Here is a 25,619-nt window from a genome sequence, read left to right on the forward strand (position 1 = left end):
AATGACAACAAAAAATACCATTGCTGTACTGGTAAATGATCAACCCGGCGTTTTGCAACGTGTGTCCGGCCTGTTCGGTCGCCGCGGCTTTAACATTGAGAGCATAACTGTGGGACAATCGGAAGAAGTTGGATTATCTCGTATGGTCATTGTGACTGTAGGGGATGAGAACAACCTAGAGCAGATTGAAAAGCAGCTTTACAAGCTGGTTGATGTGATCAAGGTCATCGATCTCAGTTCCAAACCAATGGTAGCCCGGGAATTGGCGATGATAAAGGTAAAGGCAGAACCGCCTCAACGGCCAGAGATTATGGGCGTGGTAGAAACATTCAGAGCAGCTGTAATTGATGTTGGAACGACGAGTTTGATTGTACAGGTCATTGGCGATACAGAAAAAATTGATGCCATGATCGAGTTGTTGAAGCCTTACGGTATTCGGGAGTTGACTCGAACCGGGGTTACAGCTATGATACGTGGCAATGCTTAATATGGAGCTTTAACGAATTACCGCTTATAGCGCATTACATCAATAAAGAACCGCCCGCATAAGAGCGGGGACTCGAAGAGATTTTTAGATACTAACCACGAGGGAAAGTCTCTTGGAGTACCCGCTCATTATGAAGGGTCCAATTAAAAGGAGGAAATTAACCATGGCAGTTACAACGTACTACGAAAAAGATGCAGAACTCAGCGTATTGAAAGGAAAGACAGTGGCCGTTATCGGTTACGGTAGCCAAGGACATGCTCAAGCACAAAACTTGCGTGACAGTGGTGTGAATGTTGTTATTGGTTTGCGTGAAGGCAAATCGGCTGATGTCGCAAGAAACGACGGTTTTGAAGTTCTGAACGTAGCTGATGCAACAAGCCGTGCAGATGTGGTTCAAATTTTGTTACCTGATGAAACTCAAGCTTCTGTGTACAAAAATGAAATTGAACCTAACCTGAAAAAAGGCGCAGCTCTTTTGTTCTCCCATGGTTTTAACGTCCATTTTGGGCAAATCGTAGCTCCTAAAGATAGCGATGTATTGCTGGTTGCCCCAAAATCCCCAGGACATATGGTACGTCGTACTTATGTAGAAGGGTTTGGAGTACCTGGGTTGATCGCAATTGAGCAGGACGCAACGGGTCAAGCCAAAGAAATCGGTCTTGCTTACGCAAAAGGCATTGGCTGTACACGTGCGGGCGTAATTGAAACCTCCTTCCGTGAAGAAACGGAGACGGATCTGTTCGGTGAGCAGGCGGTATTGTGTGGCGGCGTGAGCGCACTCGTAAAAGCGGGCTTTGAAACATTGACTGAAGCAGGTTATGCTCCTGAGATGGCATACTTTGAGTGCTTGCATGAGCTTAAGCTGATCGTTGACCTGATGTATGAAGGTGGATTGGCAACGATGCGTGATTCCATCAGTAATACAGCGGAATATGGCGATTATGTAACTGGACCACGCGTGGTAACGGAAGATACGAAGAAAGCCATGAAGGATGTATTGACTGACATTCAACAAGGTAAATTTGCTCGTGACTTCATCCTTGAAAATCAATCTGGACGTGCATTCCTGACGGCTACTCGTCGTAATGAAGCTAACCATCCGATTGAAGTGGTGGGCGGACAATTGCGTGAAATGATGCATTGGATCAAAAAGTAATAATCTTTTGTACTATGAACACGACAACATGAATTATTTATAAATATTAATTACAATGCGGCCCTGCTTATTGCGTGAGCCGCATTGTAATTTAAGGGTCCTAATCCTGAGGAGGTGCGTTGGGTTGCGCAAAATATATATATTTGACACAACGTTGAGAGACGGAGAACAGTCACCTGGCGTGAACTTGAATACTCGTGAAAAAGTGGAGATCGCTCATCAGTTGGAGAAGCTGGGAATCGATCGTATGGAGGCTGGGTTCCCGGCTGCTTCTCCGGGTGATCTGGCAGCTGTTAATGCAGTAGCAAAAGCTGTAAAAAATTCGACGGTGATTGGTCTTTCGCGTGCAAGGGAACAGGATATTGATGCGGTTCGCGAGGCACTCAAGGGAGCTCAGGACCCGTGTATCCATATCTTTTTGGCAACTTCTCCTATTCACCGTCAACATAAGCTGCGGATGGAGAAGACACAGGTATTGGAAACTGCTCGTGCTGCCATACGCTATGGGTTGAAATATTTGCCTAAAGTGGAGTTTTCTTTGGAGGATGCAGGTCGTACAGAGCTTGATTTTGTAGTTGAAATGGTCACCATGGCTGTACAAGAAGGGGCTTCTGTCGTCAACATTCCAGATACGGTAGGTTACTTGACACCCTACGAGTATGGAAATATATTCAAACACGTTAAGGAAAATGTGGCCGATGTGGAGAAGATTCAATTGAGTGCACATTGCCACAATGACCTGGGAATGGCTACCGCTAATACACTTGCTGCCATCCTGAACGGCGCGGATCAGATCGAGGGAACCATCAACGGTATCGGTGAACGCGCTGGAAACACGGCCATTGAGGAAATCGCCATGGCACTGGAGACGAGACAGGAATTTTTCCAGGCCAAAACGTCTCTGCAATTGTCTGAAATTGCGCGTACGAGCCGTTTGGTTAGCCGTTTGACGGGGATGGTGGTGCCGGGCAACAAGGCGATTGTTGGAGCCAATGCTTTTGCGCACGAATCAGGTATTCATCAAGACGGTATGCTGAAAGAGAAAACGACTTATGAAATCATGACACCAGAAAGTATCGGTCTGAAAGAAAGCAAGCTGGTACTTGGTAAGCACTCAGGTCGTCATGCTTTCCGTGAGCGTTTGATCGAGTTGGGCTACGAATTGAACGAAGAAGATCTAAATCGCGCATTTGGTCAGTTCAAGGATTTGGCTGATAAGAAGAAGGAAGTTTCGGATGATGATATTTTGGCATTGTTAGAAGAAAAATTGGCCGATGCACCTGAAGTCTTCAAGCTGGAAACCATTTTTGTTACCTACGGGAACAAGGCTACGCCTTCCGCACAAGTGCGTCTGGTTAACGATGAAGGTCAGGTTATTGAGACAGAAGCTGAAGGAAATGGTTCAGTCGATGCGATCTATAATGCGATTGATCAAGCCAGCGGCGAGAGCGTTGTACTCTCAGATTACTCCATCAAGTCTGTTACCCATGGCAAGGACGCTCTGGGTGAAGTCCATGTAGTACTGACGCAAAACGGACTGTCTGTACAAGGACGTGGGGTAAGCACCGATATTCTGGAAGCAAGTGCTCGAGCTTACGTGGATGCGCTGAATGGTTTAATCGACAAGCGTAAAAACTACAGTAATCGCGTAGATTATAAATCTTAGTTTTTATGCAGACTTGAAAGTTGGGTTTACAGGATCGGGTTTTTCCGGTCCTGTTTTCTTTTTTTCTGATGAAAAAACCAGCTTATAGGCTGTGCCTATTGAATTGATAGATTCTATATCTTGGTCAAAGCCCTGCCATATATGTTACAAAGAAGGTATGAAAAATACGGTTATATAGCTGTATAACAAGAGGAGTGTACGTGATGGCAGACGTTAAAAAGATTGCGGTAATAGCGGGAGATGGAATTGGACCTGAAGTGGTCGCAGAGGCAGAGAAAATTTTGAAACGTACGGAAGAAGTGTTCGGCTTTTCATTTGAAACGGAGCATGCGCTGTTCGGCGGGATTGCCATTGATAAGAAGGGCACACCATTACCGGAAGAAACACTGGCAGTATGTCAGTCTGCAGATGCCGTTCTGCTGGGAGCGGTAGGAGGGCCACAATGGGACAACAATCCAAAGGAACTTCGTCCTGAAACCGGACTACTGGGCATTCGCAAAGAGCTCGGTCTGTTTTCGAATCTTCGTCCTGCTGTCGTCTTTGACTGTCTCAAGGACGCGTCTACATTGAAACCGGAAGTGTTGGAAGGAACGGACCTGATCGTGGTGCGCGAACTGACGGGCGGCATTTATTTCGGCGAGAAGTTCAGACGAGAAAGTCCTCAGGGTGAGGAAGCAGTTGATACTTGCGCATATAATGTAACAGAAGTAGAGCGTATCGTGCGCCAATCTTTCGAAATTGCACAAAAACGTCGCAAAAAACTTGCATCTGTGGATAAGGCTAATGTACTGGAAACTTCCCGTTTATGGCGTGAAGTAGTGAACCGGGTTGCTGTAGACTATCCGGATGTCGAGTTAGAGCACGTATTGGTTGATAACTGCGCCATGCAATTGCTGCGTCGTCCATCTAGCTTCGACGTCATCGTGACGGAAAATATGTTTGGTGACATTCTCAGTGATGAAGCGGCTATGCTGACCGGATCCATCGGCATGCTCTCCTCCGCATCACTGGGAAAAGGCAGCTTCGGCCTATACGAGCCGGTACATGGCTCGGCGCCTGACATTGCAGGTCAAGGACTGGCGAATCCCATTGCAACGATTTTGTCTGTTGCTTTGATGTTCCGTCTTACCTTCGGGTACGAGAAGGCAGCAGATGCCATTGAGAAAGCAGTAGCTGAGGTACTGGATGCAGGGCACCGTACGGCGGATATTGCGGTGGATAAATCTCAAGCAATCTCGACAACTCAAATGGGTGATCTGATCGCAGCAGCTATTCGTTAAAAGCTCCGTAAATGCACCCGTCTGAAAAAAAGCTTCCTATTATATAGTAAGGTTATACAGTCTGGCTTTTTGGCAAATGTTTAGCACAGTAGCTCCTGAGCAATCAGGAGCTACTTGTATATTCAAAAGTTCAAAATGTGAATAAAATGTGAATTTTTAAGCCAGTTTAAAATAATTATAAAAAAGTAATGGTTACAATATTGACTTTGATTTCAGCGAATGATAACATTTATCAAGTAAGTTGTTGTTTATTACAATACAGATGATTGAGGAAAGCACATTTGGTGTTTTCTTACATATTTTAAAGGAGGATTTCATATTATGGCAGAAAGATTGGTAGGAAGACCCGCCCCTGATTTTGCATTGGAAACAGTGACTGGAGACGGTCAAGAATTTGGTTCGGTGAAGCTTTCCGATTACCGTGGCAAGTGGCTCGTATTTTTCTTCTATCCACTGGATTTCACTTTTGTGTGCCCTACGGAAATTACAGCATTGAGCGATGCTGCTGACCAATTTAAAGAGCTGGATACTGAAATTCTGGGTATCAGTGTAGACTCCGTGCACAGTCACAAAGCATGGATCAACACAGCTAAAGAAAACAACGGTCTGGGCAAACTGAACTTCCCATTGGCTTCTGACATCACGAAAAAAACAGCAAGCGATTATGGCGTTCTGATCGAAGAGGAAGGCGTTGCATTGCGCGGCTTGTTCATCATTGATCCAGAAGGCGAATTGAAATATCAAGTGGTTAACCACAACGATGTAGGTCGCAGTGTGGAAGAAACATTGCGTGTACTGCAAGCTTTGCAATCCGGTGGCTTGTGCCCAATGAACTGGAAACCAGGCGATCAAAATCTGTAATATAAGCTTCACAAGTTGAAATTAATTAAACAAACAAGCCCCCAACTAGCGGTTACTCTACCGTTATTGGGGGCTTGCTTGCCTGCTCTGTGCAGCGGAAGATGTAAGGACAGCCTGTTTGAATGAGGCAACGCAGAGTGAAGTAACAAATAATTATGGAAATGTTGTTGTGTTCTGGAGGAATTTTGCCTGACGAAAGCGAATAAGGTATTGTAGAAGATAAACAAGGCAGAACAGGTTTTGTTCAGAGGAGGCTGAGCCCGGATGAGTTATTGCTGTGGAGCAAGCATGGTAGGAACCAAGGGAACGCTGAAGCATTACCGCACCCAAGTTCATAATGTTCCTTTGCTGTTTTGCCCGGTATGTCGTCGCATTGAAGTTCATTATAAAGTCGAAAATGAGTATGAAATTTTGGCTGAATATGCACATGGAGATGGGGCAACCGAGATTGATTTTCAGGATTATGTCATGGAAGACGATGATACGATATTTGAAAATTGTGTGAATCGTGAAAGTGAAGATGCGTTTGAAATTGTGAAGCGCCAAATTGACATATCCCTGGATTTATTAATGGTAGCCAAACAGATGAATGATGAAAAATGGCAGGGAGAGCTTAAGAGAAGATTGGCCGTTATGAGCCAAAGACGATCCCGGCTTCAACATAATAAGAGCGGCAGTTGACATCCTACACACCAAAGAAGCTCTCAATTCTGGAGAGCTTCTTTGGTGTGTAGGGCGCTTGTTCCTAACTTCATTTTTCATTTTGTAATGTTGCGCAGATATTATGACGAAAGAAAACAGGATAAAAATTTGGATTCGACACTTTTTCCGATTGACTGCGATCCTTAATCTTGTCTATCATAAAATAAGACTGGAATTGGAAAGAGATGGTCGGATTTCTGTGTAACTGTTTTCTACACCATTGAAGGGTAGTCGATAGATGCCTTTCTCTTCTTCAAGATTCTACGCGTCCGATACGGCCAGTTTGTCATTCCGAAACAAGGGGGAAGCCTGGCATGATCAGTGAATTCCAAGAAGCCTTGCTTGATACCGTGGGAGCTTGTCCTTCCACACAGATCGCCAATAACAAGTATGAAAATGTGCTGGAGAACCTGGATAGTGGTATCATGCTGTTTGACAGTGACGGGGTACTGACCTTTATTAACGTGCAAATGGCGAAATTGCTGGAGCTACCACGGAGTTCGCTAGCAGGTCGCAATTTGATGCAAATTTTGCATCATCCTGAGTTAAGTCGGTTTAAGAAGAAGAAAATCATGCGGATTTATAAAGAAACTATCTTTCATAGAAAGCGCTATCATGAGTTAATTGATGAGTATGGTCGGCATTGGTTGATAACAGTAACCTATGGTGATCAGATGGATGGCGATTTTTTGTTTAGCGTCAAGGATGTGTCGGATTATAAGCAGATTGAGCAGACAGCATATCAAAACGATAAGCTGGCGATGCTGGGACGCATCTCGGCCTCTATTGCTCATGAAATCCGTAACCCGCTTACCGCAATCCGGGGTTTTATTCAATTGCTTCGACCGCATTTGGTGGAGTTGGGCAGGGATGAGTATGCCCGCATTATATTAACAGAAATTGATCGTGCGAACGACATTATTTATGAGTTCTTAAATTCGTCCAAGCCTTCGGCTCCGCAAAAAACGGCTGTATCTGTGATGGGGCTGCTGAAAGAAGTAGTGATGCTGACAGAAAGCGAAGCATTGATGAAGGGTTGCCAGATTGCATTGGACGAAAATGATGAGCTCATGAAGGTTTCCATTGATGTGAAGCAGATTAAGCAGGTTATCCTCAATATGATTAAAAATGCGATGGATGCCATTGAGAGCATCGGCGGGGAACGAGAGGGCTGCATCAATATCCATACAGTGCTTGAGGGAAATTATGTCCACATTTGTATTGAAGATAACGGATTAGGTATGGATCACAATACATTGACGCGTTTATTTGATCCTTTTTTTACAACAAAAGAAAGTGGAACCGGATTGGGATTGGCTGTGAGCTATCGAATTATCAAAAATCATGGAGGCTTCATACATGTAGACAGTAAACATGGAAGTGGCACACAATTCAAAATCACGCTTCCTGTAGTTTAATATGGGGAGGTTTTCGCAGAGGGGTCCTGTACATACTATTTCTTTTATGTTGTGCAGCGTTAGGGTATAGGTATCACCTTTTTGGAAAAGCTTATCTGAAGCGCATAATCTGACAAGATGATGCGCTTTTTTGGTGCTGTAAGCTCGGTTATTTGCGTAAATGCGAAAGTGAATTCATGAATTTAAGACAAAAAAATGATTCACCTTTCACAGATTAAATGCTATTATATACCAGAATACAACATTATTTTTGATACTATAGACTTAAACAACGGCTTCCAAAGCTGTCAAACGTCTTAGATGATCGGAATCTCCGATATGCAGGGGGCTGAAGAGGCTGAATGAGTATACGGCTGGAAGTAAAAAAAACGATAGGTATCGGCATTGCTGCGATAGTTTTGTTTGTCTTGGTTCAGTTATTTCACGTAACTTTGAATAAGATATACTCCCATAATGTTTTTTTCTTGTTATATCCGATCATAGGGTTTGCCTGTGCTGCGATTTGTTTTTCTATTTTTTATCAATCCTGGTCCGTTTTACTGGAACAGTTATCCTTGCAGAGACTTCTTATTGCCCCGACGTTTTTGGTGGCTGGTCTGCTTTACCTTGTTCATATTGTTTCGTTTAGTTTCGTGAGCCTGACGGACTTTGCTTTGTCTCCGGGCATTTCGTTATGGCTGCTGTTTGTAAATCGTGCCTTTACCTCTGTCTTGCTCTTATGCGTTTGTTTCCTCCCGTTTAGCAAGACGAAATCTGAATACAAAACGGTGGCTTTGTGGGCAGGGATAGGCTGCACTTTGCTGATTCTAGGAGTTATTAAGACATTTGGTGCAGGCTTACCGGATCTACGTATACGATACGAAATAGGCAACCTGGGCTGGACGTTAAACCTGGCTGTCATGTTACTGCTTGTGCTCACTTTTATTTTCGGGGTGCGAAAATATCGGAAGGTCCGCCCGGCGGAGTTGGGCATGTTGCTTATGGTTCGTGGAATTGGGCTGTGTGTTGTGAGTCAGTTGTTCTATTTATTTTCTGAGCAAATGAGCGATATTAATCACCTATTGGGACTTTTGACCAACGCGATAGCATTTTATAACATGTTGAGCGGGCTAGTCCGGTTGATGGTTCTGGTTCCTTATCGTGAAAAGCAGGCAGCAGAATCTGAGTTTAATCACATTGCTTATAATGATGATATAACAGGGCTCCCCAATCGTCGTCGCCTTTCCCAACGTTTAGATAAAATATTGCGCAAATCATTGAAATCGGATGAGACAGTAGCACTTTTAGTTCTAAATATTGATCGTTTCAAGGCGATTAATGATTCGCTTGGACATATGGCAGGAAATTATTTGCTGTATGCAGTAGGCGAACGCTTGGGGCATTTTAGCCATGAAGGGGAAGCTGTCTTTAGCATGGGCGGAGATGAATTTGCCTTTCTTCTAACGGGGTACGAAGATACAGATGCTATGAGAAGTCGTATTGATGATATGGTGAAGCTGTTCGATCTGCCTTTCGATATTGATGGTGAGTCTTATCATGTGACGGTGAGCGTTGGTATAGCTTTGTACCCGTTGGATGCGAATCAGAGTGAACAGCTTATTCAGCAGGCGGATACGGCTGTACATAGTGCTAAAGAGCAGGGAGTGAATTTTCAGCGGTATGCTAGTTCGATGCAGATGCGAGCGCATGAAAGACTCCAGCTGGAAAATGATCTGCGGCGAGCGCTTGAAAATGAGGAATTTTCATTGGTGTATCAACCTCGTGTCCACCTGCAAAGTGGCGAGCTAACGAGTTTGGAGGCGCTGGTGCGTTGGAATCATCCTCATCGTGGGATGGTGATGCCAGGCGATTTTATTCCGGTGGCTGAAGAAAGTGGTTTAATTGTGCCCTTGGGGGAATGGGTGTTACGGGAGGCTTGTCTGCAAAATAAGCATTGGCAGGAGCTTGGGTACCCACCAATCCCGATTTCGGTCAATTTATCCATGCGCCAATTTCAGCAAAAAAAGCTGGTGGATGTAATTCGGGGCATTTTGACCTATACGGAACTTGAAGCACGCTATCTAGAGCTGGAGATTACCGAGAGTATGACCTTTGATAAGGATCGTGCTTTTGAACAGTTGAAAAAAATAAAGGCTATTGGTGTCGCAATCAGTATTGATGATTTTGGAACGGGCTATAGCTCATTGCATTATTTGAAGAATCTCCCGATTGATCGTCTAAAAATTGACCGTTCCTTTGTAAATGAGGTACTGGTCGACAGCAAAAATGCAGCAATTGTATCTACTATTGCCTCCATGGCTCACCATTTGAAGCTGAAGGTTACGGCTGAAGGGGTAGAAAATGAGGAGCAGCTTCATTTTTTGCAGGCACAAGATTGTCATGAGGGTCAGGGGTATTACTTTAGTCGCCCCATTCCGGCAGAAGTCTTTGAAAAATTGTTTTTACGTGAACCTATGAATTGGCTGGCTCAGGATAGTATGTAGTATGCTTGCATTTTGCTGAAAGGTAAGTTATACTAAATAACATCCTGATTCAGCTGGTTGGCGATAGGTTAAGCGTGCCATACATAAGAATCGAGATATTATAAAATGCGGGTGTAGTTCAATGGTAGAACTTCAGCCTTCCAAGCTGATAGCGTGGGTTCGATTCCCATCACCCGCTTACTGTTTTAAGTAGTTCGAAACCCTTGTGACGCAAGGGTTTTTGTTTTGTTTGGAGTTTTGTTTGGAGTAGATAAATACATTATAGCCGGGGTGCCAATGGGGTATCACGGCTTTTTGCGTTCTTACGAACTATTTTTACATTGCCACACAAAATAAAATATAAAATATTTAGCTTATATGCTATATAAACAGATAAAAAGAACTATTTACCATTTACTAAAAAATAAGTATAGTCGCATTGTTGGGATTTAACTTAAAAAAGGATGGTGTAGTTGCAATGAGGAAAATTTCTTTTCTGTTTTTAGCATTAACTTTGGTGCTGCTTACTTTCCCTGCAAGTTCTACGTTCGCCGCTGCTGATTTTCCGAATACGTCGACGAATGGAATGACTGGTTTTGCCGGACAGGCTAAAAGTGAAAATGGAGCTACTAAGCCTGCCACAACAGGGGGAAAAGGCGGTCAGGTCATCTATATCAATAATCTAAACGATTTGAAAAACCAGTTAGGAGATTCAACTCCTAAAATTCTGGTCATCGAAAAAAATATTTCTGCCTCCTCTAAAACCGTGGTCAACATTGGTACTAACAAATCACTCATTGGTTCTTATGCGCAAAACAAACTGGTTAACATTCATTTGAAAACAACCAATAATTCGGGAAATGTGATCTTTCAAAATTTAACTTTTGAGCACAGTGCCAACATTAACGGTAACGATGACATCCAACTTTATCTTACTGCGGGCACAAATTATTGGATTGATCATGTTACGTTTGCAGGTCACAGTTATAATGCGAATGGCTCGGATCTGGACAAACTTTTGTACATAGGCCAATCGGCTGATTATGTAACCCTTAGTAACTCCAAATTTGCTAATCATAAATATGGTCTCATTTTGGGATATCCTGATGATGGCAATAAAAATTATGATGGCATGCCCCATATCACGATCGCCAATAATTATTTTGAAAACTTGCTTGTACGTGGCCCAGGACTTATGAGATATGGATATTTCCATGTTAAAAATAATTATATTAATAATTTTCAGCTTGCTTATACCATTGCTACGAATGCAAGAATCTATTCTGAGTACAACTACTTTGGAAAAGGTAGTGAAAAGGGCGGTATTCTTGATGATAAAGCCAATGGCGAGTTTAAAGATGTGGGGAGTTTTCCCACCATCAACAACCAAAAATCGCGTGTAACCAACTGGAATCCAAGCAAGAACTATAGCTATCAAGCTCAGACTCCTGAATATACTAAAGAGTTTGTAACGAAATATGCAGGTTCGTCCAATACGACTTTGGTATTTGGAAAATAACGCGGATTATTTGCAAATGTGTTGCGATCTGCTATACTGACCGCAAGTAAGTATCCCGTGAAAAGGAAGGTAACCATACGTCCGATGAAGTAAGCACACTGATTTTCCCACTTAACTGCACAGTTACTGGCAGGCGGCTGTAAGCTGCAACGGGAGAAGTGTGTCTGAAAATGAATGTAGGGACGTATGCGTTTATTCCGGAACGGGATTTGGCCAATTCGTTTACGGTGTTATTTTTCATAAGCGTATGTTCTGAAACGATTCATAACAGTCATTCTATATTCCTTGTATGCAAGCCGCAGCCTTCTGCGGCTTTTTTTATTGCTTCCGGGATCAAAAAAACGGACTGGGAAAGGATGATTGTGGTATGAGAACGATTTTGCGTATTCGCAATGTAGTAAAGGATTGGAACGGGACATCTTTATTTGAGAATGTGTCGTTGGATGTGATGGAAGGAGAACGGCTCGCACTGTTTGGAAGAAATGGAGCAGGTAAAACGACGCTATTGCGAATATTGCTGGGAGATGAAGCGCCAACCTCTGGTCAAGTAGAGCATGATTTGCCACTGGAAGAGCGGGGCTGGCTGAAGCAGCAGGATACGGTGGATGGGTCTCGAACCGCACTGGAGGCTGCACAGCAGGCCAGCCCTCGGCATTGGCGTCTCAAGCAAGCGTTGGGACAGCTGGAAGCTGACCTAGCCGATGCTGGGGAGGATATGGAGCATCATCTGGAGCGTTACGGCGAACTGATGGATGAATACGAACGCCTGCAAGGCTTTGCCTGGGAGTCTGAGGTGGAAAAGGCGCTCACTCGAATGGGAATGCCTGTCCAGACGTGGGCGATTGCCTACGGTGACCTGAGTGGAGGGCAGAAGACCAGAGTACGATTGGCCGGACTGATGGTCAGGCAGCCGAAACTGCTGGTGCTGGATGAGCCGACCAACCATCTGGATGCCGAAAGCTTGCTTTGGCTGGAGCAGTGGCTGTCCACGTATCCGGGAACGCTGCTGTTTGTATCGCATGACAGAGCCTTTTTGGATCGGGTGGCAACAAGTATAGTTGAGCTCACATCGACAGGTATTAGGCGCTATAAAGGCGGCTATAGGGAATATAAGGCGCAAAAGGAGCGGGAACTGCGAGAGCAGGAAGCCAGCTATCGGAAGCAGGAGCTGGCACGGCAGGCGCTGGAGGAAACGATTCGAAATTACAGGGAATGGTTTCATCAGGCGCATCGTGGCGCATCCAAGGTTGAGGTGGGCATTACGAAGAGCTTTTATAAGGCCAAGGCTAATAAAAATATTTCCCGTTATCATGCGAAGGAGAAGGAACTGGAGCGACTGGAGGCCAATAGAGTAGAGCAACCGCGTGAGGCTGCGTCTTTGCACATGAGATTAAGTGACAGCGGGTTTCAGGCAAGATATTTGCTGCGTGCGGAGCAGGTTGATTTTAGCTACGACAATCGTGTCATTGTGCAGGGTCTTAACCTGAACATTGTACGTGGCGACCGTCTCGCTGTTCGGGGACCGAATGGAATTGGCAAGACAACGCTGCTTCGGTTATTAAAGGGTCAGCTGGAACCGCAGACGGGAAAAATCACAGCCAACCCACAGTTGAACATCGGGTATTTTTCACAGGAGCTGGAGCAGCTCCCAGAGGATCAAACGTTGCTGGACAGTCTGCTTGCGCTCCCGACGATGACGCAAACAGAAGCGAGAACAGTGTTGGGCTGCTTTCTATTTGCGAAAGAGGACGTGTTTAAAAGGATCGGGACACTCAGTATGGGAGAAAAATGCAGGGTAGCTTTTCTGCGTCTGTACTTTAGTGGAGCCAATCTGCTGGTGCTGGATGAACCGACGAATTATTTTGACATTGAAACCCGTGAAATTGTAGAGGATTCTTTGCGTAACTATGATGGAGCACTGGTGCTCGTCTCACATGATCGGGAGCTGGTGAGGTGCACGGCAACTCGGTTACTCGATATGAAGCCGGGGGGCGGATATGAAATCTATGAGGGGACAGCCGACGAAAAGCAAGAAGATGAGCGGAGCCGTCAACGGGAGCCAGAAGACCAAGAGCGGCGTGAGGAACGTCTTCGATTACAATTGCGTCTTACAGAGTTGATGGGAATGACGGGCACGAATGACGAAAATGAAAAGTTGTTGAGCGAAATCAGGCGCATTCGTGCAAATCTGGAGCGGTTGGATGATCTAGATATCTAAAGGGTTGAAAGGTATGCCCTGCTTGCCAAAGCGCGGTAGTTTGCATATAATAATGAACAATAGTTCGAATTTTTGAAAATGTCTTGATGGAGAAGAGTAGACAGTGTCCGATTGAACAGGGAGGAAGCGCCGTAGGATTGAGAGCGTTTCTGCAAATACTGGGCTGTTGAAGTTCGCTCCGGAGCAGTTCCTTGAACCTCAGGCGCCATGTGAATGGCGAATGTGCAAGTAGGGGATACCGGTTCACGACCGTTATAACGTGCAGAGCGAGACGATGATGCATAGCATGAACAATCACCTGTAACTAGTGGCCGTAAGGCAGAACGCCGGGTGAGCTGAGCTTATTGTCTAACGAGGGTGGTACCACGGTCTTTTCGTCCCTTACCGGGAGGAAAGACCTTTTTTTGTTGTCTGAAAAGCTGGATATGAAGAAAGGGGACTGAACAGGCGATGAGCGAAACCATCCAAATGAAGGAACATTTGCTGGCCTTGAAGGAAGAAGCACTGGAAGTATTGGAGAAGGTGGCAACACCCAAGGAGCTGGCTGATCTACGGGTCAAATATTCGGGGAAAAAGGGTGCATTGACTGAAATTTTGCGCGGTATGGGCAAGCTGAGCGCGGAAGAACGTCCGGTTGTTGGACAGGTAGCCAATGAGGTGCGCGAGGCGATTGAAGAAGTCGTTAACCGTAAGCAGGATGAGTTCACGAAAGCGGAAACGAATGAGCGTCTGCAAGCGGAAAAAATCGACGTTACGCTGCCAGGACGCGCGCTGCCGCAAGGTGGACTGCACCCGCTCAACAAAGTGATTGAGCAAATCGAGGATATTTTTACAGGTATGGGCTATCGAGTGGCTGAGGGTCCACAGGCAGAGACGGATTATTATAACTTCGAAGCATTGAACCTGCCTAAAAATCACCCCGCACGGGATATGCAGGATTCATTTTACCTAACTGAGGATCTGTTGATGCGTACCCATACGTCACCAGTTCAGATTCGTGCGATGGAAGCGATGAAGGGCGAAACACCTATTAAGGTTATCTGTCCGGGTACGGTTTTCCGACGTGATGATGACGATGCAACGCATTCTTTTCAATTCCACCAGATTGAAGGGCTTGTCATTGGAAAAGACATTCGCATGAGTGATTTAAAAGGAACCTTACTTCAATTTGCACGCGAGATGTTCGGAGAATCGACCGAAATCCGTTTGCGCCCAAGCTTCTTTCCGTTCACAGAGCCGAGTGCTGAAGTAGACGTGACTTTTGTGAAGAAAAATGGCGAACGCGTATGGATTGAAATTTTGGGCTGTGGCATGGTTCATCCGAAAGTGCTGGAGATGGGCGGTTTTGATCCCGAGGTGTACAGCGGCTTTGCATTCGGTATGGGTGTAGAGCGGATTGCTATATTGAAATACGGTATTGATGATATTCGTCATTTTTATAACAGTGACTTGTCGTTCCTGAAACAGTTTGCGCGTCAATAAACAACTATATCAAGGGAAGTGAACCCATATGAAAGTATCATTCGAGTGGCTGTCCGAGTATGTATCGCTGGATCAGGTAAGCGCGGAGGATCTGGCAGAGAAAATCACCCGTTCGGGCATAGAAATTGATGAGGTCGAGCAGCGCAATCAAGGGATTACTGGCGTCGTTGTAGGCTATGTTAAAAGCAAGGAAAAGCATCCTGATGCTGATAAGCTGAATGTATGTATTGTCGATGCAGGTCAGGAAGAAGATCTGCAAATCGTGTGTGGTGCCAAAAACGTGGATGCAGGTCAAAAGGTTCCTGTTGCAGTTGTAGGTGCAAAGTTGCCGGGAGATTTCCACATTAAAAAGGCCAAGCTGCGTGGTGTAGTATCCATGGGTATGATCTGCTCGGCCAAAGAACTGGGCATGAATGACAAGCTGCTTCCAAAGGAATTGCAAGAAGGTATTTTGGTGCTGCCTGAGGATGCTGAAATTGGTATGCCAATTACGAAGCTGCTGGCGCTGGATGATCAGGTACTGGATTTTGATCTGACACCCAATCGTTCGGATTGCCTGAGCATGCACGGAGCAGCATATGAAGTGAGTGCGATTCTGGGACGTGATATTTCGCTGGTTGATCCGGCTAAGGATCTGGTGGAAATTAGCGATGCAGCGGCAGATCATCTGTCTGTGAAGGTAGATACTCCTGAACTGTGTACGCACTATGCGGCCCGTTATATTACAGGTGTAAAAGTGGGGGCTTCCCCATTATGGATTCAAAACCGTCTGATGGCGGCAGGTGTTCGTCCCATCAACAACATCGTAGATATTACGAACTACGTCATGCTGGAATACGGTCAGCCGTTGCATGCTTTTGATGCGGATAAGCTGGAAAATGGAAATATTGAAGTTCGACTCGCTCGTGCAGGCGAAACATTGATTACACTTGATGATCAGGAGCGTAAGTTGGAGCCGCATATGCTGCTGATTACAGACGGTGTGAAACCCATTGCATTGGCAGGCGTGATGGGTGGAGCCAACTCCGAGGTTACGGAAGCGACGGTCAGCATTGCGCTGGAATCTGCGAAGTTTGACGGCGGTACAGTTCGCAAAACGTCTCGTCAACTTGGACTGCGTTCAGAAGCAAGCCTGCGTTTTGAAAAAGAGGTTGATCCAGGCGCTGTTGTGCCTGCTGTGAATCGTGCAGCTGCGCTGATTCAGCGTTATGCAGGAGGCACTGTACACCAGGGCATCGTAGAATCTGCGTCTGCAAAAGCTGAAAACCGCATTATCAAGCTGTCGCTAGATAAAATAAACCGATATTTGGGAACCGAACTGTCGCTGCTTGAGGTGAAAACGATTTTCGGTAGACTTCATTTCGGATGTGGCGACGCAGAGCAAGGGGTACTGGAAGTTCAAGTTCCTACACGCCGTGGAGATATCACCATTGACGTGGACTTAATCGAAGAGGTTGCTCGTCTATATGGTTACGACAATATACCGACCACGCCGATTGAAGGTCCTACAACTCCGGGAGCTTTGACAGCATCGCAATCATTGCGCCGCTCAATGCGCAGATTGCTGGCTCATGGTGGTTGGCAGGAGACGATCAGCTACTCTTTTGTACATCCGCAAAGTACGGGGTTATTTAATGCCCTGACAGAAGGTAGCCATCCAGTACGTTTGGCTATGCCTATGAGCGAAGACCGTAGTGTTTTGCGTACGAGTATCATTCCACAGATGCTGGATACAGCGGTGTACAATATGAACCGCAAGCAAGACAATCTGTCGATTTTTGAGATGGGAACGGTATTTTATACAGAGGAACAAACATTAACCCGTCAGCCGCAGGAAATTCAAGTGTTTAGTCTACTGCTGACTGGGGTACGCCGTGAAAAACAATGGAATATTGGTGCTGAAAAGGTTGATTTCTTTGATATTAAAGGCGCGCTTGAAACGGTGTTTGACTATTTCGGATTAAGTGCCAGCATTCGTTATGTGGCCGACCAACCGCAAAGCTACCACCCGGGCCGTTCCGCTTCGGTATGGCTGGATGTGAATGGTAACTCTCAACGGATCGGTACCCTTGGGCAGATTCATCCGGAGCTGCAACAATCTTATGGGCTGAACGATACGTATGTAGCAGAAATTGCGTTGCAACAGGTCGTTGAACATGCAAACTCTCATATTCAGTTCAGAGAGCTGGCTCGCTTCCCATCCGTGGAACGTGACATTGCCCTCGTAGTGAATAAAGACGTTGAGGCAGGTGAACTGCTTCGTGTTATTCACGCTGCAGGCGGAGAGCTGTTACAGGATGCACGAGTGTTTGATGTATTTACAGGCAGTAAGCTTGGTGAAGATAAGAAGAGCGTAGCTATCTCTCTGACCTATCGTCACTGGGAACATACGTTAACGGATGAAGAGATCAATGCGGCGCATACTCCTGTCGTTACGTCTCTGGAACAAACTTTTGGAGCGGAATTGAGAAAGTAGCAGGAAATGCGGGAAGCCGTATCGAATCTTAGTGACAGAGGTTCGATACGGCTTTTTGGCCTATCATCATAGAAGCTCTTTACTCTGATAATTACCCGCTGCGGGGAAGCCGGACTAATAAGGTTGAACGCTTCACGGAAGGCGGGTTACCATAGTACCGGACACACCTTAGAATCAACATACAGTAGTATTGAAGGAGGGCATAATTGTGACTACACCAGATCGTACTCGCGTCACTGTAGAGATCTACGGTACTTCTTATAAACTCGTCGGCAGCAATACCGATTATATGAAGCAGGTTGCCAATTACGTGGATGAGCGTATGCACAGCATTTCTCAAGCTCATTCGCGTCTGGATATGCCCCGAATTGCCGTGCTGGCTGCGGTTCATATGGCAGAAGAAGCTGTACAAATCCAGGAAATTCAAAGTCATATGAACCGCTTAGCAGCGGAACGAGCAGAGCTCCGGGGAGATCTGGCGCAACTCCAGACAGCTCTAGGGGAACAACAGCAGAAAAATACAGATATGCATCAATCTCTTATTCAACTGAAGGAAGAAAAAGAAGCAACGCAGAAGAAGCTAATGGAAACCGAATCTGTATCAGCCAAGGAGATTGCCCAATTGAGGGCAAAGCTAGAACAGCAGGAGAAAAAAGCGGCTGAACTTGAAAATGGACAAAAACAAGCTAAACGTGAATTGGAGGAGTCTCGTCAAGAAGCTTCTCGCAAGCTGAAAGAGCAGCAGGAGGCGGCCAATGCGCGTATCCGGCAGATAGAAGAGCAAATGAAGAAGGAAGTATCTGAAGCGGCTAAACAGGCTGAAGCCAAGCTGTCAGCTGCAGAGAAGACTCATCAGGAGCAAAAGCGCACAGAACTGGACAAACTGCGATCTGCTTTGCAGCAAGAGCATAGCAAGAAGGTAAGCGAATGGCAGACCAAGTGCTCCGGACTGAATGAGCAGCTGGAGCAGGAACGTAAACAGGCTGAATTGGCGTTGAATGAAGAAAAGCTCCAGCATCAGGAAGCGCAGAAACGAGCTGATGAAGCTGCACTGGAGCAGGAGATTCGGGTCGAGGAGCTTCAGGAACAATTAGAACAAGTACAGGCAGGCAATACAGAGCTTTCTTCTCGTCTGGGAGAGGCTCAAGAGCAAGCAAGAGTACTGAAGGAACAACAGTCCGAGCTGGAGTCTGTGCTGGAAACACAGCGACAGGCTGCGATAGAGCGAGAACAGGCAGATACGCTTGCACGTGAAGAATTGCAAAGTCGATATGATCAATTAGAAGCTGAAGCCAAGGCTAAGCAGCAGCAGACGGCTAAGCTGGAGGAAGAACAGCGGCGGATGCAGAAGCTGCTGGAGCAAGCTCACGTATCTTCTCGCAAGCTGCAAAGTGAGCTGGCTACGCTAGCTGAAAGCGAGAAGTCATGGAAGAAACTTGCAGAAGGACGCCAGGTGGCAGTTGATGAACTGGAGCTCTCCCTGCTGGAAGCACGTGAACAGAAGGAAGAAATACAAGAGCAATTACAGCACGCAGCGGCTGAGCTCGAATCTATTAATGATAAATTTGCTTCACAACAGCAACGGCTAGTTCAACTCGAAGCGAGAATCAAGGAGCTTTCACCTGAGCTGATTCGCGTTCAGGATGAGCTTGAGAAAGCCAAAGTCCGAGAGCAAGAGGGAGCTAAGGCGTATCAATCGCTTCAGGAGCAATATGGAAGCATGAAGAGCCGAGCTGGACAGCTGGAGCAAAATATTAAGCAGCTCCAACAGGAAAATCGAGAACGGCGGAGTGAACTGGAACGTGCTGAGGAAGAATCCCTGGAATGGCAGCTTAAATACGATCAGTTGAAGGCTGAAGCGGAACGTTTGGAAGCAGAAGATGCTGCTCGTAAGGAAGAATTTGCTTCTTGGGAGCGGGAAATAGCGGTAACGGTTCAACAAAAGGAACAGCTTCAGGAGGAGATTCGTTTGGCTGTTGAAACTGCCAAAACGGCGAAGGCTGAACAGCAGTCCATAGAGCAGGAACGGGTGGCCTTGCAGTCTGAATTGGACGAAGTGGGTCAGAAATATGAAATGGCGGCGCATCAGCTTCGTCTATTACAAGTACAACAGGACGTAGATCGCGAAAATACGGAGAAGATTTCTACGGAATTACGTCAATTACAGGAAGAATACACCAAGCTTCAAACGGAGTACAATGAATGGATTGAACTAATCGAACAGGATCAGTAGATACGGATTATAAAATGTAAGGCAATCCCCGGCTGCTCATCGCCGGGGATTGTTTGTTTATTGTATCGCACTCAGAAGTGTATATGACAAAAAGCTGTCCTTTGGCAGACGGAATCTGCTTCGGGACAGCTTTGCCGCGGTGTAAATCGAAATTAATTCTTGGCCTTACGACCCGCTTCAAACGGTGTCGATACCGGAATGAACAGGTCGATAATCCCGATAACCAATGCAGCGAGCAATGCGCCCAAAACTGAAACACTAACATGGGTCACGACGTATTGAGCGACCCAGATAACCAGAGCGCTCACTAGAAAACCTACGATACCGCGTCCAAATGGAGAAACGCGTCGGCCGAACACCGCCTCGACGATGTAACCAATCAAGGCAATGACAATGGCAAGGATCAGTGCACTCCAAAAGCCGCCTACACTAAATCCGGGAACGATCCAGCTTACGACCATCAGAACCAGAGCGGCAACGATGAAACGTACAATGTGCCCGAGAATGCTCACGGAATAACCTCCTTTGTTTTTGGATTTACAGGGTTAGACAAAGGTTAGTGTGTGGCATGAAGAGCTTTCTTATGTGTAAAGCAGTGTTGGCAAATAGCGTAAGTTTGCTGCTTTCGGTATAATATAGATATAAGTGAAAGGAGTAGTGAAGTTGGACTCTAAAATTTTTAAAACCCTTGAATATCAAAAAATTCTAAATAAACTAAGTCACTATGCCCAAACGGCAACGGGACAACAGACAGCCCTTCAATTACAGCCCAGTGATGATTTGGAGTATATCAAGAAATTGCTGAAAGGCACGGATGAGGCCTATGCTGCTGATCGGCTCAAAGGAGTGCCTTCATTTAACGGAGTAGTGGATATCACTCCGGCGGTGAAGCGTGCCCGTATTGGTGGAACGTTAAGCCCGCAGGAGTTGCTTGGCATTCGAACAACAGTTCAGGCCGCACGCCGTATACAGGTATACGTGACGAGTTTGCATGAGGAAAATCCTGTCGAAACATTGCTGTATTGGAGTGAGCAGCTATCGGAGCAGAGAGGTTTGGAAAACTCCATTAAGGGCTGTATTGACGAAAATGCAGAGGTGTTGGATTCTGCCAGCACAGAGCTTTCTCAAATCCGTCGGGAGCTGCGCTCGGGAGAAGTGCGTATTCGTGAAAAGCTGGATTCCATGATTCGTTCCTCAACTGTATCCAAAATGCTTCAAGATCAGTTGATTACGATTCGTGGAGATCGGTTTGTGATCCCGGTTAAGGCCGAATACCGTTCTTATTTTGGCGGAATTGTTCATGATCAATCCGGGTCTGGTGCAACATTGTTTATCGAGCCTGAATCTATCGTAGCCATGAACAATAAGCTGAGGGAAACAAGGCTGAGAGAAGAGCGTGAAATTGAAGTCATTTTACAAAAGCTGACCGCACTTGTCGCAGAACAAGCGGATATGTTGCTGTATGATGTGGACATTTTGGGTAATCTTGATTTTATTTTTGCAAAAGCGCGTCTCGCCCGTGAAATGAAGGCAACCTTGCCTTTAATGAATGACCGAGGGTACTTGAAGCTGAAAAAAGGCAGACATCCTCTAATTCCGTTGGAGCAGGTCGTTCCCATAGATGTGGAGCTGGGCAATTCATACACCTCCATTATCGTTACCGGACCGAACACAGGGGGGAAAACCGTTACCCTGAAAACCATTGGCCTGCTTAGTTTGATGGCGATGTCTGGACTGTTTGTACCTGTTGAGGATGAAAGCCAGCTGTGTGTATTTGATGCAATCTATGCTGATATTGGTGACGAGCAGAGCATTGAGCAAAACTTGAGTACATTTTCCAGTCACATGACCAATATCATTAGCATCCTGAAAAATATGACGCCCAAAAGTCTTGTATTGCTTGACGAAGTGGGGGCAGGAACGGACCCCGCGGAAGGTTCGGCTCTGGCTGTGTCCATTTTGGAGCATATACATGCCATGGGTTGCCGTATGGTTGCGACGACTCACTATAGTGAATTGAAGGCGTATGCTTATGAGCGTAAAGGAATTATTAATGCAAGCATGGAGTTTGATGTCGCTACATTAAGCCCGACTTACCGCCTTCTGGTCGGTGTCCCCGGACGAAGTAACGCATTTGCCATTGCCGAGCGATTGGGATTGCCAGGGCGCATTTTAGACTATGCCCGTGGTGAGGTAACAGAAGAAGACCAGCGCGTTGAGCACATGATTGCGTCACTGGAGCAGAACCGTTTGACAGCTGAGCAAGAACGGGAAAAAGCGGAGCAGCTGCGTAAGGAAATGGAAGCATTGCGTAGCCGTCATCAGATGGAGCTGGATAAGCTGGAGTCCCAACGGGACCGTATGCTGGAAAAAGCTGAGGACGAAGCAAGAGTTCTCGTGGATAAGGCTCGTAGTGAAGCGGAGAAAATCATTACTGATTTGCGTAAATTGGCTCAGGAAGAAGGGGCCTCGGTTAAGGAACACAAGCTGATTGCAGCTCGTAGAGAACTGGATGAGGCTGAACCGAAGCAACGCAAGAAAAGTACCGTCAAGCGCCCGGCCGCTACGCGTACTCGTTCTATCATGGCTGGCGATGAAGTATCCGTTCACAGTCTGAATAAAAAAGGCCACGTGGTTGAACTGTCCGGTACCAAGGAAGCTGTGGTTCAACTGGGGATCATGAAGATGAAGGTCAGTCTGGATGATCTGGAACTACTGCAACCTGCCCAAACAACGACTCCAAGAGTTCAAAAACCAGTGACTGGCGTTAAGCGGACACGGGATGATAACGTACGAAGTGAACTTGATCTTCGGGGGGCGAACGTGGAGGAAGCCTTGATGGAAGTGGACCGCTTCATGGATGAAGCGTTTCTGGCCAATCTGGGTCAGGTACACATTATTCATGGCAAAGGTACGGGTGTCCTGAGAACCGGTATTCAGGAGTATCTCCGCAAGCATAAACATGTGAAAAGCTACCGTATCGGTAATTACAATGAAGGCGGCACAGGCGTAACAGTTGCTGAATTGGAATAGCTATGGGTTGCGGCTTTGCCCGGGAACGCTTGGTAGAACGGGAGGGACGAAGTGAAGATGGCGATTGATGAATTGCTGTCACATCCATTGGGGATGATGCTGGGTTATTTCTCGGTGGCGGTGCTGGAGCTAATTGTATTTTTGTCGTGTTTTGAGCTGGTAACCCGCTATAAATGCTGGGAAGAGATCAAGCGCGGCAATGTTTCGGTAGCCATGGCTACGGGAGGGAAAATGTTCGGTATTTGCAACGTGCTTCGCTTTGCAATGGAAGCCAAATCCAGTGTGTACGATACGATGATTTGGTCGTTCGTTGGCTTTTTACTGCTACTTGCGGCGTACTTTCTTTTTGAGTTTCTGACACCGGTATTTTCTATTGATCAACAGATTAAAGAGGATAACCGTGCTGTCGGCTTGTTCTCCATGATTATTTCAATATCGTTATCTTATGTGATCGGTGCCAGTGTAACTTGACACATTCTGTATACTAGAGCTTGGTATACGCTTGGAACGGAAGGATGATAAAGCTTGGAAATGACTATTTGTCCATGGTGTAACATGGAAATTATTTGGGATGAAGAATTGGGACCTGAGGAAGAGTGTCCTTATTGCCATAATGATCTGAAAGGGTACTCTGACATCACTGATGATGAAGATGAGTCTGTTTCTCCACCTGTTCATAGACATGCCGGTGAGCATGGACATGAAGAGACGGAACATGATCATGCGACTTCTGTAACCCCGGCGCCCCACTCTCATGGAAAAGAAGACCTGAAGGGTTATCGTACATTGAGTATTCAGCTCGGTGATGATGAAGAGCAGGATATTTTATATGAGGCAGAGGATGAAATCGTAGTTGAAAAACCGGTTGATGCACCGTTGTTGCAGGATAATGAGCTTCATAAGCTACCTGTTCTGCATACTTTGCAAAAATTTGAAGAAAGCGGTGCGGATCTGATGGCTTATGAACAAGGCGCTGAACAAATACTCGACAGACAAGATGAGGTTCTTGAATGTTCCCAATGTGGAGAGTACATGCTGCATGCGGGTTCGCAAACCGTAACCAGAGAAGGCTTTGAACCGTCGATGTCGCCAGCACTCGGCAAATCTGTTCTGGACTTGCCATTCGTTTTGAATGTTTATGTGTGTCCTAGCTGTTTTCATGTCCAGCACACATTGTCAGAGAATGACCGACTGCGGATGCTGGAGAAGCTCAGCGGTATTTCCAACAATTAAATAGCAATCCCCCGGATAGGCCCAAGCTCAATACGGGCATCTTAATCGAAGAAATATTTGAACAAGCTGGCTTGAAATAAGCTGATTGGTGATTTTTCGGTTAGGGGGAACTGCATTGAAATCAAACCTGAACGGACAATCCATTCTGCTATTAAGCTTGAATGGATTGTTTGTGTTTGCAGCAGCATTGTCAGGCACATTTCTCAACGTATACTTATGGAAGAGCAGGCAGGATTACGCGATGATTGGCTGGTTTAATGTCAGCCAACAAATTGCGCTGGGAATTATGGTCTGGGTAGCTGGAAAATGGGTCAAGGAACATAACAAAATGAATGCCCTGCGCGTGGGGACAGCACTGTCCGGTCTGTTTTATTTGATCGTGTTATATACGGGACCGCAGGCTGTGAACTACATATGGCCGCTCGGAATGTTATTGGGTGCAGCATTAGGTTTATTCTGGCTGGCGTTTAATGTAATTTTTTTCGAAGTCACAGATCAGGCAAGCCGCGATCATTTTAACGGATGGGTCGGTCTGCTGGGTTCGTTTTCCGGTATCGTGGGTCCTTGGCTGTCTGGTTGGATTATTGCTCGTATGGAGGATGATGCGGGTTATCGAGTAATATTCAGTATTTCCTTAGCCTTTTATGTCGTAGGAGTGGTGCTTAGTTTCTTTCTTCGCAAGCGTAAGCCGACAGGAAATTACAATTGGAAGGAGCCTAAGCAACGATTGTCACAAAAAGGGAGCATGTGGCGTCCCTTGTCGTTATCGCTTGTTACCCAGGGCATCCGTGAAGGGGTTTTTGCCTTCCTGATTACGCTGCTCGTGTATGTAGCTACTCAGCAGGAATGGAAGCTGGCACAGTTTTCACTTATCACCTCGGCGGTTTCATTTTTCAGCTTTTGGGCTGTCGGAAAATGGCTCAAGCCACACTATCGCTCGGCTGGTATGCTGTTGGGTGCTGTATTGTTGGTGATTGCGCTTTTACCATTATTGTGGCGTATGGAGTATATCACGCTACTGATTATGGGGATCGGCACCGCTATATTCCTGCCCTTGTATTTAATTCCTATGATCTCAGCAAGTTTTGATTTAATGGGTGCGAGTGAAGGAGATGCGAATCAGAGAGTGGAACTGGTTGTACTGCGTGAACTGTGCTTAATGGTAGGCCGGTTGACCGGGACACTCATTTTCTTGGGCGTCCTAAGTATCAGCAAGGCTCCTACAGCGATGATTTGGTTGTTGATTGGACTTGCATTAATGCCAGTGATCGGCTGGTTTTTTATGCGAAATGTGCTGAAGATGGAACAGAAGACAAAGCGAAGCAATTCTCATTCCCATACACAACGCTGGCGCAAGCAAACGGAATAACAGGAAAATTCAACACAAAAAGAA

18 protein-coding genes and 1 tRNA gene are annotated in these 25,619 nt (G+C 46.0%); 18 read left to right on the forward strand and 1 reads right to left on the reverse strand.

Features of this window, described 5'->3' with window-relative positions:
- Position 1 precedes the first annotated feature (1 nt).
- The 14 genes from ilvN to zapA all read left to right on the forward strand — a co-directional run bounded on the left by ilvN (position 2) and on the right by zapA (position 19,960).
- Entirely contained in the window at positions 2–487 is a 486-nt protein-coding gene (ilvN, locus tag NSQ68_RS07385) for an acetolactate synthase small subunit (protein ID WP_023987760.1), read from the forward strand.
- Positions 488–650: 163 nt separating this feature from the next.
- Entirely contained in the window at positions 651–1,643 is a 993-nt protein-coding gene (ilvC, locus tag NSQ68_RS07390; RefSeq protein WP_013309387.1) for a ketol-acid reductoisomerase, read from the forward strand.
- A 124-nt stretch (positions 1,644–1,767) separates the two neighbouring features.
- A complete protein-coding gene (locus NSQ68_RS07395; protein WP_342428446.1) occupies positions 1,768–3,309 on the forward strand; it encodes a 2-isopropylmalate synthase in 1,542 nt (513 codons plus the stop codon).
- 203 nt (positions 3,310–3,512) lie between these two features.
- Positions 3,513–4,589: a 3-isopropylmalate dehydrogenase gene (gene leuB, locus NSQ68_RS07400; RefSeq protein WP_342428447.1), complete on the forward strand. Its 1,077-nt coding sequence runs from the start codon at positions 3,513–3,515 to the stop codon at positions 4,587–4,589.
- A 321-nt stretch (positions 4,590–4,910) separates the two neighbouring features.
- On the forward strand, positions 4,911–5,450 hold the full coding sequence (locus NSQ68_RS07405) for a peroxiredoxin (protein ID WP_023987763.1): 540 nt from the start codon (positions 4,911–4,913) through the stop codon (positions 5,448–5,450).
- Positions 5,451–5,714: 264 nt separating this feature from the next.
- Positions 5,715–6,131: a hypothetical protein gene (locus tag NSQ68_RS07410; RefSeq protein ID WP_013309391.1), complete on the forward strand. Its 417-nt coding sequence runs from the start codon at positions 5,715–5,717 to the stop codon at positions 6,129–6,131.
- A 335-nt stretch (positions 6,132–6,466) separates the two neighbouring features.
- On the forward strand, positions 6,467–7,570 hold the full coding sequence (locus NSQ68_RS07415; RefSeq protein ID WP_307348927.1) for an ATP-binding protein: 1,104 nt from the start codon (positions 6,467–6,469) through the stop codon (positions 7,568–7,570).
- A 341-nt stretch (positions 7,571–7,911) separates the two neighbouring features.
- Positions 7,912–10,053 (forward strand): EAL domain-containing protein, encoded by a 2,142-nt coding sequence (locus tag NSQ68_RS07420; RefSeq protein WP_342428448.1) that lies wholly within the window; start codon positions 7,912–7,914, stop codon positions 10,051–10,053.
- Between the two features lie 107 nt (positions 10,054–10,160).
- Positions 10,161–10,231: transfer RNA gene (locus NSQ68_RS07425), tRNA-Gly, on the forward strand.
- Positions 10,232–10,510: 279 nt separating this feature from the next.
- Positions 10,511–11,551, forward strand: a complete 1,041-nt coding sequence (locus NSQ68_RS07430; RefSeq protein WP_342428449.1) for a pectate lyase — start codon at positions 10,511–10,513, stop codon at positions 11,549–11,551.
- 367 nt (positions 11,552–11,918) lie between these two features.
- The gene (gene abc-f / locus NSQ68_RS07435) at positions 11,919–13,769 is read left to right on the forward strand and encodes an ABC-F type ribosomal protection protein (protein WP_342428450.1); all 1,851 of its coding nucleotides are present in this window, start codon (positions 11,919–11,921) and stop codon (positions 13,767–13,769) included.
- Positions 13,770–14,219: 450 nt separating this feature from the next.
- Positions 14,220–15,251, forward strand: coding sequence for a phenylalanine--tRNA ligase subunit alpha (gene pheS, locus NSQ68_RS07440; RefSeq protein WP_269321413.1), 1,032 nt, complete (start codon positions 14,220–14,222; stop codon positions 15,249–15,251).
- A 28-nt stretch (positions 15,252–15,279) separates the two neighbouring features.
- A complete protein-coding gene (gene pheT, locus NSQ68_RS07445; RefSeq protein ID WP_342428451.1) occupies positions 15,280–17,727 on the forward strand; it encodes a phenylalanine--tRNA ligase subunit beta in 2,448 nt (815 codons plus the stop codon).
- Positions 17,728–17,935: 208 nt separating this feature from the next.
- Positions 17,936–19,960, forward strand: coding sequence for a cell division protein ZapA (zapA, locus tag NSQ68_RS07450; protein ID WP_342428452.1), 2,025 nt, complete (start codon positions 17,936–17,938; stop codon positions 19,958–19,960).
- A gap of 152 nt (positions 19,961–20,112) precedes the next feature.
- On the opposite strand, the gene NSQ68_RS07455 is transcribed toward zapA, so the two are convergent.
- Complete coding sequence (locus NSQ68_RS07455; protein WP_307348938.1) at positions 20,113–20,472, reverse strand: phage holin family protein; 360 nt, start codon at positions 20,470–20,472, stop codon at positions 20,113–20,115.
- A 151-nt stretch (positions 20,473–20,623) separates the two neighbouring features.
- Between NSQ68_RS07455 and NSQ68_RS07460 the strand changes: the two genes are divergently transcribed.
- The 4 genes from NSQ68_RS07460 (at position 20,624) to NSQ68_RS07475 (ending at position 25,595) form a co-directional block, all read left to right on the forward strand.
- A complete protein-coding gene (locus NSQ68_RS07460) occupies positions 20,624–22,993 on the forward strand; it encodes an endonuclease MutS2 (RefSeq protein WP_342428453.1) in 2,370 nt (789 codons plus the stop codon).
- Positions 22,994–23,050: 57 nt separating this feature from the next.
- On the forward strand, positions 23,051–23,464 hold the full coding sequence (locus NSQ68_RS07465) for a DUF350 domain-containing protein (protein WP_013309402.1): 414 nt from the start codon (positions 23,051–23,053) through the stop codon (positions 23,462–23,464).
- A 54-nt stretch (positions 23,465–23,518) separates the two neighbouring features.
- Positions 23,519–24,226, forward strand: coding sequence for a hypothetical protein (locus NSQ68_RS07470; protein ID WP_342428454.1), 708 nt, complete (start codon positions 23,519–23,521; stop codon positions 24,224–24,226).
- A gap of 115 nt (positions 24,227–24,341) precedes the next feature.
- Positions 24,342–25,595: an MFS transporter gene (locus NSQ68_RS07475; RefSeq protein WP_342428455.1), complete on the forward strand. Its 1,254-nt coding sequence runs from the start codon at positions 24,342–24,344 to the stop codon at positions 25,593–25,595.
- The last annotated feature ends 24 nt before the right edge of the window (positions 25,596–25,619 follow it).

The sequence above is a fragment of the Paenibacillus sp. FSL L8-0158 genome, assembly GCF_038592965.1.
Lineage (GTDB): Bacteria > Bacillota > Bacilli > Paenibacillales > Paenibacillaceae > Paenibacillus > Paenibacillus polymyxa_D.